This is a genomic window from Mycobacterium sp. 1165178.9 (genome assembly GCF_001673555.1).
GTDB lineage: Bacteria > Actinomycetota > Actinomycetes > Mycobacteriales > Mycobacteriaceae > Mycobacterium.
In genome coordinates this window covers 1-13520 of sequence record NZ_LZMB01000027.1, presented here as the reverse complement: position 1 = coordinate 13520, position 13520 = coordinate 1, and the positions used below count along the sequence as shown (strand labels likewise).

Below are 13520 nucleotides of genomic sequence, written 5' to 3'. Positions count from 1 at the left end.
GGCCCCTCGAGTCCGACCACCGATTTGTCGCGGTCAATGCGGCTTACCGCGCACTCGGCCCGCCAATTGACCCGATCGGGCTACTCGCACGCGAGGTTTATCCCGAGCTGGAGAGCCAACAGATTTTTCAGATGTTCGACCGGGTGTATGAAACGGGCGAGCCTCAATCGGGCACAGAATGGCGGGTGCAGGCGGACTTCGAAGGCGCGGGCCGCGCGCAAGAGCACTTCTTTGACTTCATCGTCACGCCGCGGCGCGCGGTGGACGGCTCGATTGAGGGCGTACAGCTGGCTTTCGTTGACGTCACGAGTCGGGTGCGGGCCCGGATCGCCGCCGAGGCACGCCTCGAGGAGATGTCTGAGCGGTATCGCAACGCCCGCGATTCCGCGACCGTCATGCAGCAGGCGCTACTGGCGCCGTCGGTGCCCATCATTCCCGGCGCCGACGTGACCGCGCAGTATCTCGTCGCCGCGCAGGACACCGCCGCCGGGGGCGACTGGTTTGACGCGATACCCCTCGGCGACCGGCTGGCGCTCGTCGTCGGGGACGTCGTCGGCCACGGCGTAAAAGCGGCGGCGGCGATGTCACAGCTGCGGACCGCGCTGCGGATGCAGATCGTGGCCGGATATCCGATCGCCGAGGCCCTCGAGGCGGTCGACCGATTCCGCAAGCACGTCCCCGGCTCGAACACCGCCACGATCTGCGTCGGCTCACTCGACTTCGGCACCGGCGAATTCCGCTACTGCACCGCCGGACACCCGCCGCCCTTACTGGTGACGGCGGACGCAACCGCCCGTTATCTCGTGCCCTCCGGCGCGGGTCCACTCGGCAGCGGCACCGGCTTTCCGGTCCGCACCGAATTCCTTGATGTGGGCGACTCGGTTCTGCTGTACACCGACGGCCTGATCGAAAGGCCCGGCCGGCCATTGGGCGCCAGCACCGCCGAATTCGCGGAGCTGACGGCCGATATCGTCGGCGGACAGCGCGGCTTCGTCATCGAGTCATCGCTACGGCCGATCGACCGAATCTGCTCGGAGACACTGGAATTGCTGCTGCGTTCGACGGGCTACAGCGACGACGTGACACTCCTCGCGGCGCAACGCCGCACACCGCCCGCACCGCTACACCTGACACTGGATGCGACAATCCGCGCCGCGCGTACGGCGCGGTCCCGCCTCAGGCAATGGCTGTCGGAGATCGGCGCCGATAGCGACGACATCTCGGATGTGGTGCATGCGATATCAGAGTTCGTCGAAAATGCGGTCGAGCACGGTTATGGCACAGAGGTTCCCGACGGCGTCGTCGTCGAGGCGACCCTGTCCGGCGATGGCAACCTACGCGCCTCGGTGTCCGACCATGGACGGTGGAAGGATCACCGCGAGGGCGAGACGGGCCGGGGCCGCGGCCTCGCCATGGCCGAGGCCCTGGTGTCGGAGGCGCACATCAGTCGTGGGGCCGACGGGACAACCGCCAGTCTGACGCACCGACTCTCGCGGCCGGCCACTTTCGTCGCAGACTCGGCGGTCGCCCGGGCGACCAGCCGGCGGTCGGTCAACGCAGAATTCGCCTCCGAGGTCAGCGAACCGGGGCGCATCGTGGTCTCCGGCGACGTCGACTCCACCACCGCGTCCATCCTGGACCGTCAGATTGCGGTCGAAAGCCGTTCCGGCGTCGTACCGTTGACGGTCGATCTCACCGCTGTCACCCACCTCGGATCGGCGGGTGTCAGCGCGCTGGCGGCCGCCCGCGAACGAGCGCACCGACAGGGCAGCGAGTACGCACTGGTGGCCCCGCCGGGAAGTCCGGCGCATCACGTCTTGTCCTTGGTGCAGCTCCCGGTGGTCGGCGGTCTCACCGAGAACCTGGTCGCCGAGGGTTAGGCCGGGTGGGCTCGCTCGCCGTGGCGCACCTGGTTGAACGGCACCCCGCGGTCGGCGGCGTATTCCCGCGGGAAGCCCAGCACCCGCTCGCCGATGACGTTGCGGGCCATCTCCGTGGTGCCGCCGCCGATGGCGACGGTCTGCCGGGATAGATACCGCAAGCCCGTTTCGAGTCCGGCGCCCTGTTCCCCCACCACGCCGGCACTTCCCGCGATCGCCAACGCCGTGTCGACGTCGGTGGTCGTGGTCTCGGAGTGAAACAGCCTGATGAGCGTTCCGGCGGCCGGCGGCAGCACACCCTCCCTGACGCTGCGAGACACGTGCCCGATCAGTTGCTCGGCCACGGCGCGGTGCACTAGGGCGCGACCGGCCATCTCGTGCACGCGTTCGTTATCGGCTTGCCCGGTCTTCTCCGCGAGCGCCACGTAATCGACCGGGATGGCGTTGCCGCCCTCGCTGCCGCTGCCACTGGCGAACTCCGACCCCTGTCCCACCGCCCGGCGTTCGTGGTACAGCTGCCGGGACGCAACCGTCCAGCCGCGGTTGACCTCCCCGACGACGGCGTCATCTCCGACGTCGACACCGTCGAGGAACTCCTCGCAGAATTCTTTTGAACCGCTGAGCATCGTGATGTGCCGCAATGTGATTCCCGGATGCGCGATGGGCACCAGGAACATCGTCAGGCCCTCATGCTTGGGCACCTCCCAGTCGGTGCGGGCCAGGCACAGGCCGTAATCGGCGGCGAACGCACTCGTGCTCCAGGTCTTGGCGCCGTTGATGATCCAACGGTCACCGCGCCGCTCGGCCCGGGTGAGGACGCCCGCCAGGTCCGATCCGCCGCTGGGCTCACTCAACAACTGCACCAGCACTTCGTCGCCGCGCAGCGCCGCGGCGATGTGCTGCTTCTTCTGGTCTTCGCTGCCGGTGTCGAGCAGCGTGGCGCAGCAGATCGTGAACGTCGGGGTATTGAGAATCAGCGGCATCTCGTAATTGAGGGATTCGACGTCGAATGCCTTCTGGTATTCGTAGTCCAGCCCAAGGCCCCCGTACTCACGGGGAAAGCAGATGCCGGCGAATCCGCCGTCGTACAACCGCTTTTGCAGTTCCCTGGCCCTGCGCCACGATCGTTCTTCATCACGTGGCGCGGCGGGTGGGGCCTCACTGTCGATGGCGGGCATGTTGTTCGCCAGCCATTCCCTGGCCCGGGCGGCGAACTCCGCAACGGACTCGGTCGGCGTCATCGGATGCTCATCATTTTGCCGAACGACCCGCCTTCTCGAACTCGTATACGCGCAGATTATGTTCCTCCGGCGTCCCGAACGTGCCGCGGTACAACGTGATCCGGCGGAGGTAGAGGTGCAGGTCGTGTTCCCACGTGACGCCGATGCCGCCGTGCATCTGCACACACGCCTGCACGATCTGACCCGCCATCTCGCCCACGTAGGACTTGGCGATGCTGGCCGACAAATTCGCTTCCGGCGCACGGGCGGCCACGTCGGCGACCGCCGCCGAGGTGGTGGCGCGACAGGCTTCCAGCCAGAGCTTCATGTCCGCGAATTTGTGTTTGAGGGCCTGGTACGACGCCAGCGGGCGGCCAAAAGTGTGTCGGTCCATCGCCCACTGCACGGTGAGATCGAACACCGTCTGCAGGGCACCTACCACCTCGGCGCATTGCAGCACCTGGGCGATCTGGCTTTGTCGATCGATGAGTGCAGCCGTCTCGTTGGCGGTGCCGACGGCTGCCGATCGTGGCACGACGACACCGTCGAAGTTCACCCGGGCGTATTGCTTGACCAGATCGACCGACTGCTGGGGCTCGATGCGGACCCCCGGGGCGTCCGTCGGAACAAGAAACTGACGAACCTCGGGGGAGTTGGCGCCGCAGCGCACCACCACCAGCAGCGCCGCACTCTGGGCGCCCGCCTCGACACGGTCCTTGACCCCGTCAATGCGGTAACCGGAATCGGTTTCGGTGGCCGTGACCGAAGGATTCAGCGGTGCCCAGCCCTCGCCCGGCTCACAGACCGCCCACGACGCCACGGATTCACCCGATATCAGCGCCTCGATGGTGTCGGCGTGCTCGTCGGAATTTGTGCACTCGACAAGCCCGGCCAGCACCGTGCTGACGGGGTACAGCGGTCCGGGGGCCACCGTCTTGCCGAGTTGCTCGGCGACCATCGCCAGATCGGCGAAGCCGTTCTCCGAGACGCTTCCGCCGCCGAGCTCCTCCGGCACGAGCAGGCCCGTCCAGCCAAGTTCCGCGGCGCGCCGCCACCACGCGGGGTCGAACGACGTACCCGCGGCGTGCAGCTCCCGAACCCGACGCAGCGGCGCTTCCTTCTCGAGGAAGGCTTGGGTGGTCGAGTTGAAGAGGATCTTTTCGGGAGAGTCGAGAGTGGTCATGATGCCGAGGGGGTCCTTCTTGACATTCGATCGCTGCGGGTGCAACGGAAACGGTTTGAGTGTTTGATCATCCGCCCGATCGGTCCTCGGTTGGCTAACGATTTCGATGTTAGCAACGCGCAATACGGTAAGAGATACCGGAGTTCAATCGATAAAAGCCCGAACGACGCAAATCGACCGCGCGATACGGCACAGCCGGCGAGGCCGCCGGCATGGGGTCGCCCTACATGGCGAACACGCGGCGCACCGCCTGAGCGTGCAGCGCCCGATTCTCCTGGGAAACAACCCAATCGGGGACCATCGAGTCGAAGCCGTTGAAGGTCGCGGCGATCACGTGCAGTTCGGTGTGGACGTACGCGTGTAACAGCCGGTTGGCATAGTCGATGGCCTCGTCGCGGCACGGATCGATCTCGGAGCAGCTGACAAACGTGGGCGGCAGGCCTTCGAGATTGGCCCGGTGCGCAGGAACGTGCTGACCGTTGGCGCTGGCGTGGCCCAGATAGTGGTTCCACGCCCGACTCACGGCCGGGCCGTTGAGGCCGGGGGTGCGCTGGAATTCGCGGCGCGAAGGCGTGGCGTCGGAATCGAGCATCGGCTGGTGCAGGATCTGCATCAGGATCGCTGGACCTTCCTGGTCGAACATCCGCTGGGTCAGACCCGCGACCACAGCAGCACCGGCGTCGCGGCCCATTACCGCGATGCGGCTGGCGTCGGCGTCCAGCTCCCCGCTGTTTTCGACGGCGTAGCGGAGGGCCGCCTCGACATCGTCGAGTGCCGCCGGGCACGGATTTTCGGGGGCCAGCCGGTAATCGACCGAAACCACCAGGCAACCGCCGTCACGGGCCAGCTCCACGCAGTGCGCATGATCGGTTTCCAAGTTTCCGGTAACGAATCCGCCGCCGTGGGCGTACAGCACCAGCGGCGCTGAGGATTCGGTGCGGCCGCGATACAAACGCAGGCCCAGCTGTTGACCGTCGGGGCCGGCGATGCAACGCGAATTGACGGAGACGCCAGTGGTATCGGCCGCCGCGGCGCGCTGCGCGGCCAGCACGTTGGCGTGTTCCCGTTCGGCGGCCAGTGTCTCGGCGCGGAATTCGAAGACGCCCAGCTCCACGGCCGCATCGCGCAGCACCGGATCGATGCGGTTGAGGCCGTGCGGCCGGGTCAGGTTCGTCTGTGTCATGTCAACTCGTTTTTCGGACTCGTTGTGTGGGCTCATCGTCGGTCCCGGAAGGTGAGCCTTAACGGAGACCATCTTCAAGGTAGACCTGCGCTTTTAGCCGCTGACACACCAGGTGCTCGGCGCCGCGAAACGAGCCCGGCGAGCGGGCGCCGCGGTAGCAAAGAGAGCGATATCTAGCGGGCCTTCGGTGCCCCGGAGAACGGGCGCCGTGCGGCCCGCCGATCCACGTCGTTGGGCTTCGTTGCTATCTATACTATGATAGCTATTTTCAGCTCGGTCATACCCGCCGTGGATCTCGCGGGCACTCGTAATCCGGTCCGCGTGAACGGCCTTATCGGTTGTCTCAGGAGGAGCGCTGATGACGCTCAGCACTGGCTCGAATGGTCAGCCCGTCGTACCCTCACTCGATTTCACCGGCGAAACCAGCCCCTACCCGTTCTTTCAACACATGCGGCACACCGATCCGGTGTGGCACGGTTCGCTGACCGACAACAGCCAATTGCCGGAAGAGCTGCGCCCCAGCGACGAGTGGGTGCTGTTCGATTACGACGGTGTATCCCAAGCCTTTCGCGACGATCGGATCTTCACCTCCGCCGCCTACGACAAGACGATCGGATTGGTGATGGGACACACCATCTTGGCGATGGGCGGCAGGGAACACCACGACCACCGCAACCTGGTGGCCAAGGCGTTCCGGGCGACCGCACTGGAACGCTGGGAGCCGTCGGTCATCGGACCGGTCTGCGATCAGCTCGTCGACGAAATCAAGCACGACGGGCATGCCGATCTGGTGAAGGCGCTGACGTTCGAATTTCCCACGCGCATCATCTCTACGCTGCTCGGTCTGCCCGCTGAGGACCTGGAGTTCTTCCGGCGGTTGTCCCTTGACTTGATTTCGATCCCAACCGACATCGTGGCGGGATTGAATGCCGCCACCGAGCTCCACGACTACTTCCTCAAACAGGTCGAGCAACGCCGGCGCAAGCTCACCGATGACATCATCGGCGACCTGGTTGCCGCCGAGATCGACGGTGAGAAGCTCACCGACGAGGCCATCATCGCCTTCTTGCGGCTGCTGCTGCCGGCCGGCCTGGAAACGACCTATCGCTCTTCAGGCAATCTGCTGTACCTCCTGCTTACCCACCCCGAACAGCTGGCGATGGTCACCCAGGACCGCTCATTGATCCCGATGGCGATCGAGGAGGGCCTACGGTTCGAAACGCCACTGACCATGGTCATGCGGACCACGACTGAAGAGGTCGAAATCGGCGGTAAGACCATTCCGGCCGAGGCGCAGATCGACATGTGTATGGGCTCGGCCAATCGCGACGAGAGCCGCTGGACCGATCCCAATACGTTCGACATCTGCCGGCCGCGCCAATCCCACATCGCCTTCGCCGGCGGTATACACATGTGCCTCGGCATGCACCTGGCCCGGCTGGAAACGCGGGTCATCTTGAACAGCCTGTTCGACCGCGTCGAAAATCTCGCGTTCGTGCCCGATGACGGAACCGGAGTGGAATCCAAGATCGTCGGGCTCACCTTCCGGTCGCCGAACAAGCTTCCGGTCACCTTCGCGCCCGCCGCATGAGAAGCCGCGCAGCGATCCTGCACGATGTCGGCGGACCATGGTCTGTCGAGGAATTCGAGCTCGATCCCCCCAAGACCGACGAGGTCCTGGTGCAGATGGCAGCGGCCGGCTTGTGCCACTCCGACGACCACATCCTCAAAGGCGACATGTCAGCCCCCAATGAGGTCATGCGATCGATGGGGCTGCCGACGATGTTTCCGACGATCGGCGGCCACGAGGGCTCCGGCATCGTGCGTGAAATCGGTCCCGGTGTCACCGACTTCGCCCCCGGAGACCACGTCGTGATGTCGTTCGTCGCCGTGTGCGGCCAATGTCGTTGGTGCGCCAGCGGAATCGAGTACCTTTGCGACGTCGGGATCGGCACCATGATCCCCGGGATGCCGACCGACGGCACCTTCCGCCACCACACCGCTGACGGCCGCAACCTGGGCCACATCGCGAAAATCGGCGCTTTCGCCGAACACACTGTGGTGTCGAGGAATTCACTGGTGAAGATCGAGCAGCACCTGCCGTTGACGTCGAGCGCGCTGCTGTCCTGTGCCATCCCAACCGGTTACGGTTCGGTCGCCAACCGGTCGAACATGCGCGCCGGCGATACCGTCGCGGTGATCGGCGTCGGCGGGATCGGAACGGGCGCGATCCAAGGTGCCCGGATCAACGGCGCCGCCCACATAGTCGCCGTCGACCCGGTGGAGTTCAAACAGAAGTCGGCGCTGCGTTTCGGCGCGACGCACAGCGCAGGCACGATCGCCGAGGCACTGGATCTGGTGCGGGGCCTGACGTACGGGGTGATGGCCGACGCGGTGGTGGTCTCACCGTCGTTGATCACCGCCGAGGACGTCCGCGACGCTATGCAACTCACCCGCAAGGGCGGCACCTGCGTGCTCACCGGCATGACCTCGCAGTTGACCCGGTCCGTCAAGATCGACCTGCAGGACTTCATCCTGATGAACAAGACGTTGGCGGGCACCATATTCGGCTCGTGCAACCCGAAGTCGGACATCTCCCGGCTGGCCCGGCTCTATGAGACCGGCCAGCTTCAGCTCGACGAGATGATCACCAAGCGTTATCGCCTCGACGAGGTCAACGACGCCTACGACGACCTGCTCAACGGCAGAATCGTCCGGGGCATCATCGATTTCGGGATTTCCTGAGCTTATTTTCTGCGGCTCAGCACCCGCTGCAACTGGCCATATGCGTCGATCGGGCTGTGTAGCGCCAAGCCGCCGTCGGCATGCACGATTTGTCCGGTCACCCAGGGCAATTCGAGGACGCCGAGGATAGCGGCTGCCACATCGGAAGCCTCGCCCAGCCCGCCCAGTGCCGTCCTCTCGGAAAGTCCTTCCACCCAGCCGGGCAGGGCCTCCGGATTCGGCAGCATCGGTGTGCGAGTGACACCGGGACCCACTGCGTTCACCCGGATGCCATGGCCGCCCCATTCCTCGGCGGCTACCTTCACCAACATGTTGACCCCCGCTTTCGAGACGCAGTAGGCACCCATATCCCGGTCGGCGACGGTAGCGCTGATGCTGGAGACCGCCAGGATGGAGCCGCCGACCCCGGCGTCGATCATGGCTTGCGCCCCAGCGCGAATGGTGAGCCAGGTGCCGGTCAGGTTTGTCGATAAGACCCGTTGCCACTCGTCGAGCGGCTGTTCCAGCAACAGACCCGACGCACCGATCGCGGCGCAGGTGACTAAGCGAGTGGGCGTACCGTGCTCGCGCACGGTTCGTTCCATCGCCATCGACACCGCGTCGGGATCGCTGACGTCGCAGACGATATCGCCACCGGACAGGTCCCACACGACGACGTCGTGGCCGGCGTCGCGTAGCCCTCGGGTTACCTCCCGTCCGATGCCGGAGGCGCCCCCGGTCACCACGGCGCTCGAGGCGCTCATCGTGCGGGCCCGATCAGCTCGACCACTACGCCATCGGGTGCGGTGATGACGGCCATCGGCACGGTCTTGCCCGCCGGGGCAGCAACGGTGATCCGGCGAACACCATCGGTGAAGCCCAATGCGGCCAGCGCGGAAAGGGTTTCGTTCACGTCACGCTGCAGGGAGAGCAAGAAGAAACCGTGTCGGGGGCCGGCAGGCACCGGCAGTGCTTCGTTGGCGCCCTCAAAGGCAACCAACTCGACAATCCCGGTGTCTGGCATCTGTGGATCACCGAGGAACACCGACCGCAGCTCATTTGTCTGTGCGCCGAACAGTTCTGGCCAGTCTCCGGTGAAAGTGTGGCCGAACAGTTCGGTAAATCCCAGGCCGTCGCGCCAGAACCTCATCGAACGTTCGACGTCCGCGGTGCAGATTGCTGCGTGATGGATACCTGACATGAGCTTCCTCTCGACTACCGAGCCCTTGACGTTCGCAGCTCCCTAAACGACCTTGGCCATGGTGTGATCCCACAGTTCGCGCGCCAGGACGGGATCGTCGGCCGCCCGATTGGCCTTAACGACTTTGCCTTTCACGTAGTATTCGCCGGGCGTCCAGTCGACTCCGGGCACGCTCGTGGCCAGCCAGACCAGTTGATCTGCGCCGCGATCGGCAGATTTGATCATCCTGCTGACCGGCGTCCGTTGCATGGTGGTCAGAAACCGCGAGCCGGATGATTGACCGATGTTGGTGTTGACGAAACCCGGGTGGACCACCGCCACCGAAAGACCGTCGGCGGAGAAGCGCCGATGTAACTCCTTGGTGAACAGGACGTTTGCCAGCTTGGCCAACGCGTAGGCGGTGCTGGGCCGGCGCCGGTCCGTCGCGTCGAAATCGGCGAGCTTGACTTTGCGCAACAGTCGCTGAGACGAACTGGACGTGTTGACGATGGTGGCTCGCGAACCGACTAGAACGTCGAGCAACTGCGTGGTGAGCAAGAAGGGCGCCAGGTAGTTGACTTGAAGAGTGATCTCATGCCCGTCGGCCGTTCGCTGCGGTTGGGAGAACACTGCCCCGGCGTTGTTTCCCAGCACGTCGATGTGCGGATACTGCGACCGGATTTTGTCCGCCAGGGCCCGCACCTGAGACAGGTCGGCGAAGTCGGCGACGAAGTAGTCGACGTCCAGCTCCGCAGCCACGGCCGCGGTCTTGCTCTCCGAGCGTCCCACCAGTACCACGTTGTCGCCGCCGTGGCTGATCCGGCGGGCCGCCGCGGCGCCGATGCCGTCGCTGGCACCGGTGATGACGATCGTCCTGCGCGCCATTACCTTGACCTCCACGGGGAGTGTAGCGACAGCCGGCGCGCCGGTGCCGCCGATAAGCGGACCGCTCACACCGCCGGCGCACCAGTACCCCGATCGAAAGGGGTCACCGCACTCAAACCAGCGAGTACCGAACGGGCAGGTGTTTGAGTCCGCCGACGAAGGTGGTGGCGACCAGTTCTGGGTCACCGTTCAGTTCAATGGATTTGAGCCGCGGCAGCAGCTCGGCAAAGAAGCTGCTGACCTCCATGCGGGCCAGCGCGGCGCCCATGCAAAAGTGCACACCGTAGCCGAAGGCCAGGTGCTTATTGGGGTTGCGACCGACGTCGAAGCGGAACGGATCGCCGAAGACGTCCTCGTCGCGGTTGGCCGACACATAGGACAGCAGCACCGAATCCCCCGCAGTGATGGGCACTCCACGCACGGTGGTGTCCTTTGCGGCGGTCCGCATGAACTCCTTGACCGGGGTTACCCAGCGGATCATCTCCTCGGTGGCCAGCGGCATCAGGTCAGGGTTGTCGCGCAGGCGATGCCGCTGGCCGGGATTCTCGATCAGCGCTTGCAGCCCGCCGGAGATGGTCGCGCTGGTGGTGTCGTGGCCCGCGGTTGCCACGATCAGGTAGTAGGACACGGTGTCGATGTCCGACAGGGGTTCGCCGTCGACGCGGGCGTTCGCGATCGCCGACGCGAGGTCCTCGGTCGGATGCTCGCGGCGAGACTCCGTCACACCGTTGAAGTAACCGAACATGTCCAACAACGCCGGCAGCTGGTCCTCGTTCGTGCTGCCCCGTTTGAACTCGGAGTCGTCGCTGCCGAACAATTCCTGGGTCAGCTTGAGCATGCGTGGAAAATCGGCCTCCGGCAGCCCGAGCAGCGACATGATCACGTAGAGCGGGTAATTGACGGCGACTTCCTGAACGAAGTCACATTCAGGACCCGCCGCCATCATCTTGTCGACGTAGATCCTGGCCAATTCGCTGACACGAAGCTTCAAGGCCCGCATCGCCTTTGGGCGAAACCAGTCGGAGCCGATCGCGCGCACCACCCGGTGCTGGGGATCGTCCAGATGGATCAGCGTGCGTACCCCGGCGGCGGCCTGCATCTCGTCGCCCGCCGCGGTGGTCAGCACGGGCCGCGGCCAGTTGGTGAACAGCATGTTTTCGCGTTCGATGTCCATGATGTCGGCGTGTTTGGTGATCGCCCAGAACGGCCGGTAGCTCGGAACGTCCACCCAGGACACCGGAGCGTTGGCCCGCAGGTGCGTCAGCGCCGCATGCAGCCGCCGTTCGTCGGTGTATGCCAACGGGTCCGCCAACAGCTTCGCGGCCTCGTCCATCGTCGTTGCGCTCACTGCTGAGACTCCTCGATTAGGAATGCCCCCGTCGACCTTGAGGCGGGCGGCTCCGGGCATGCGGGTAACTTTACAGTAAGCAATCCAGTATGTGACCCTGCAAATCTGGTCGCGCGACGAATTCCCATGAGGTAGGACATAGGCATGCCGAAAGCCCAGGATTGGGGAGAAACGCTCAAAGACCTCGAACGTCGCCGTCAGCGCGCGCGGGCAATGGGCGGGCCCGAGCGACTCGACAAGCACCACAACAAGGGCAAGCTCGACGCCCGCGCACGCATCGAGTACCTCCTCGACCCGGGCACATTCCGGGAGCTCGGCACGCTGGTCGGTGGTGAGATCGCGGCCGACGGCCTGATCGTCGGTTCCGGTTCGATCAACGGCTCACCGGTGATGCTGGGCGCCGAGGACTTCACCACCATGGCGGGCAGTATCGGACCCGGCGGCAACTCCAAGCGGTACCGGATCGCCGAACTGGCGCTGCGCGACAAGATCCCGCTGGTGATGTTGCTCGAAGGCGCCGGCTTTCGTCCCGGCGGCGGGCACTACGGTCGCACCCCCACCGACCTACTGGCCCAGGCGCAGTGCTCGGGCCGCGTCCCGACCGTCGGTGCCGTACTCGGGCCGTCGGCCGGACACGGCGCGCTGGTGGCGCCGGTCTGTGACTTCCGCATCATGAGCAGGCAGGGCGCGATCTTCACCGCCGGACCACCCGTCGTCAAAGAGTCCACCGGAGAAGACATTTCGAAGGAGGACCTCGGCGGGCCGGATGTCGCTTTGCCCAGCGGGGTGATCCACAACGTCGCCGAGGACGACGAAGCGGTGCTCGACGACGTGCGGCGCTACCTGTCCTACTTTCCGCCGAGCGCGTGGTCGTACCCGGCATCGTTGCCGCAGGACGAGGACAGCGAGCCACGAGCGACGCCGGAGCTGCTCGACATCGTGTCCCGCGACAACCGCCGCGTCTACGACATGCGCGCGGTGCTCGACGTGATCTTCGACCGGACCGACTGGTTCGAAGTCCAGCCGCAGTACGGCAAGGCGATCATCTGCGCGCTGGCCCATCTCGGCGGCCACCCGGTCGCGGTGGTGGCCAACCAACCTCAGGTGCTCGCCGGCTCCATCGACGCCGCGGCCGCGGACAAGGCGGCGCACTTCATTCTGGTGGCCGACTCGTTCCACCTGCCTATCGTCTTCCTCGCCGACAATCCCGGCATGCTGCCCGGCAGCCGCTCCGAGCGCAGCGGTGTGTTGCGCGCCGGGGCGCGGATGTTCGCCGCGCAGACGGCCGCCACCACGCTGAAGCTGCACGTGACGCTGCGCAAGGCATACGGGTTCGGTTCCATGGTCATGTCCCTGCTGGGTTTCGACAGCCAGTCCGCGACCTTCGCCTTCCCCGGCGCAACGATGGGCGCCATGAGCGCGGCCGCGCTGGGCCGGGCGACGCACGCCGGCGAGGACGTCACCGCGAAGTTGCGCGAGGCCGAGTTACAGGCGTCCTATCGGTCTGCCGAACACATGGGGTTCGACGAACTCATCGATCCGCGTGAGACACGGGATGCCCTGCTCGCCTCATTGAAGCGCGGCCTGTCCAGCAGGCAATCCCCCGCCGCGCCGGTGACCCGGACCGTCATCATGCCGTGAGAGGCGCGCGCGTCCGGCTAGTTCGCAGCGCGGTAGGCCGCGACGATCGGCTCGAGCTCGTCGGGTGTGGCACCGTGCATAATGACCGCGTCGGCCCCGTAATCGAATTCCTTTCGGACGCGGTTGACGCATTGCTGCGCTGACCCGGTGGCCGATGGCTCCAGCCATTCGTCGGGGATCAGCGTCGCGATGTGCTCGATCTGCTCGGCCGTGCCCTTGTGATCGATTCCGCCCGCGATCGAGGTGACCACCGGATCTTCCCGGAATCGTTGCAGC

Annotated in this window: 11 protein-coding genes and 1 pseudogene; 4 read left to right on the top strand and 8 right to left on the bottom strand. The window is 65.5% G+C overall.

Going from position 1 to position 13520, the window contains the following annotated elements:
• On the top strand, nucleotides 1–1880 hold a 1880-nt coding region (locus tag A5652_RS01565; RefSeq protein WP_082983728.1), incomplete at its 5' end, for a SpoIIE family protein phosphatase.
• On the opposite strand, the gene A5652_RS01560 is transcribed toward A5652_RS01565, so the two are convergent.
• From A5652_RS01560 to A5652_RS01550, 3 genes are all read right to left on the bottom strand, one after another.
• Nucleotides 1877–3121, bottom strand: a complete 1245-nt coding sequence (locus A5652_RS01560; protein ID WP_067345936.1) for an acyl-CoA dehydrogenase family protein — start codon at nucleotides 3119–3121, stop codon at nucleotides 1877–1879. The genes A5652_RS01565 and A5652_RS01560 overlap by 4 nt on opposite strands.
• A 10-nt stretch (nucleotides 3122–3131) precedes the next feature.
• Nucleotides 3132–4283: an acyl-CoA dehydrogenase family protein gene (locus tag A5652_RS01555; protein WP_067345940.1), complete on the bottom strand. Its 1152-nt coding sequence runs from the start codon at nucleotides 4281–4283 to the stop codon at nucleotides 3132–3134.
• A 223-nt stretch (nucleotides 4284–4506) separates the two neighbouring features.
• Nucleotides 4507–5466 carry an alpha/beta hydrolase gene (locus A5652_RS01550; protein WP_067345934.1) on the bottom strand — a complete coding sequence of 320 codons (960 nt, stop codon included), beginning with the start codon at nucleotides 5464–5466 and terminating at the stop codon, nucleotides 4507–4509.
• A gap of 358 nt (nucleotides 5467–5824) precedes the next feature.
• Here A5652_RS01550 and A5652_RS01545 point away from each other — a divergent pair, with 358 nt between their 5' ends.
• On the top strand, nucleotides 5825–7057 hold the full coding sequence (locus tag A5652_RS01545; RefSeq protein ID WP_067345933.1) for a cytochrome P450: 1233 nt from the start codon (nucleotides 5825–5827) through the stop codon (nucleotides 7055–7057).
• Entirely contained in the window at nucleotides 7054–8211 is a 1158-nt protein-coding gene (locus A5652_RS01540) for a Zn-dependent alcohol dehydrogenase (RefSeq protein WP_067345932.1), read from the top strand. Before A5652_RS01545 ends, A5652_RS01540 begins: the two co-directional genes overlap by 4 nt.
• Nucleotides 8212–8213: 2 nt before the next feature.
• On the opposite strand, the gene A5652_RS01535 is transcribed toward A5652_RS01540, so the two are convergent.
• The 4 genes from A5652_RS01535 to A5652_RS01520 form a co-directional block, all read right to left on the bottom strand.
• Nucleotides 8214–8954, bottom strand: a complete 741-nt coding sequence (locus A5652_RS01535; protein WP_067345930.1) for an SDR family NAD(P)-dependent oxidoreductase — start codon at nucleotides 8952–8954, stop codon at nucleotides 8214–8216.
• A complete protein-coding gene (locus A5652_RS01530) occupies nucleotides 8951–9391 on the bottom strand; it encodes a VOC family protein (RefSeq protein WP_067345928.1) in 441 nt (146 codons plus the stop codon). The genes A5652_RS01535 and A5652_RS01530 overlap by 4 nt, the downstream gene beginning before the upstream one ends.
• A gap of 42 nt (nucleotides 9392–9433) precedes the next feature.
• On the bottom strand, nucleotides 9434–10255 hold the full coding sequence (locus tag A5652_RS01525; RefSeq protein WP_067345938.1) for an SDR family NAD(P)-dependent oxidoreductase: 822 nt from the start codon (nucleotides 10253–10255) through the stop codon (nucleotides 9434–9436).
• Nucleotides 10256–10367: 112 nt separating this feature from the next.
• Nucleotides 10368–11588 carry a cytochrome P450 gene (locus tag A5652_RS01520; RefSeq protein WP_067345926.1) on the bottom strand — a complete coding sequence of 407 codons (1221 nt, stop codon included), beginning with the start codon at nucleotides 11586–11588 and terminating at the stop codon, nucleotides 10368–10370.
• Between the two features lie 159 nt (nucleotides 11589–11747).
• Between A5652_RS01520 and A5652_RS01515 the strand changes: the two genes are divergently transcribed.
• The gene (locus tag A5652_RS01515; protein WP_067345924.1) at nucleotides 11748–13244 is read left to right on the top strand and encodes an acyl-CoA carboxylase subunit beta; all 1497 of its coding nucleotides are present in this window, start codon (nucleotides 11748–11750) and stop codon (nucleotides 13242–13244) included.
• A 17-nt stretch (nucleotides 13245–13261) separates the two neighbouring features.
• On the opposite strand, the pseudogene A5652_RS01510 reads toward A5652_RS01515, so the two are convergent.
• Nucleotides 13262–13520: pseudogene (locus A5652_RS01510) on the bottom strand (TIGR03857 family LLM class F420-dependent oxidoreductase); the annotation flags it as partial.

What these genes read in the sequence shown, in the direction of transcription:
- A5652_RS01545 (WP_067345933.1), top strand. Translation starts at nt 5,825, where the DNA reads ATGACGCTCAGCACTGGCTCGAATGGTCAGCCCGTCGTACCCTCACTC.
- A5652_RS01540 (WP_067345932.1), top strand. Translation starts at nt 7,054, where the DNA reads ATGAGAAGCCGCGCAGCGATCCTGCACGATGTCGGCGGACCATGGTCT.
- A5652_RS01535 (WP_067345930.1), bottom strand. Translation starts at nt 8,954, where the DNA reads ATGAGCGCCTCGAGCGCCGTGGTGACCGGGGGCGCCTCCGGCATCGGA.
- A5652_RS01560 (WP_067345936.1), bottom strand. Translation starts at nt 3,121, where the DNA reads ATGACGCCGACCGAGTCCGTTGCGGAGTTCGCCGCCCGGGCCAGGGAA.
- A5652_RS01515 (WP_067345924.1), top strand. Translation starts at nt 11,748, where the DNA reads ATGCCGAAAGCCCAGGATTGGGGAGAAACGCTCAAAGACCTCGAACGT.
- A5652_RS01530 (WP_067345928.1), bottom strand. Translation starts at nt 9,391, where the DNA reads ATGTCAGGTATCCATCACGCAGCAATCTGCACCGCGGACGTCGAACGT.
- A5652_RS01550 (WP_067345934.1), bottom strand. Translation starts at nt 5,466, where the DNA reads ATGACACAGACGAACCTGACCCGGCCGCACGGCCTCAACCGCATCGAT.
- A5652_RS01525 (WP_067345938.1), bottom strand. Translation starts at nt 10,255, where the DNA reads ATGGCGCGCAGGACGATCGTCATCACCGGTGCCAGCGACGGCATCGGC.
- A5652_RS01555 (WP_067345940.1), bottom strand. Translation starts at nt 4,283, where the DNA reads ATGACCACTCTCGACTCTCCCGAAAAGATCCTCTTCAACTCGACCACC.
- A5652_RS01520 (WP_067345926.1), bottom strand. Translation starts at nt 11,588, where the DNA reads ATGGACGAGGCCGCGAAGCTGTTGGCGGACCCGTTGGCATACACCGAC.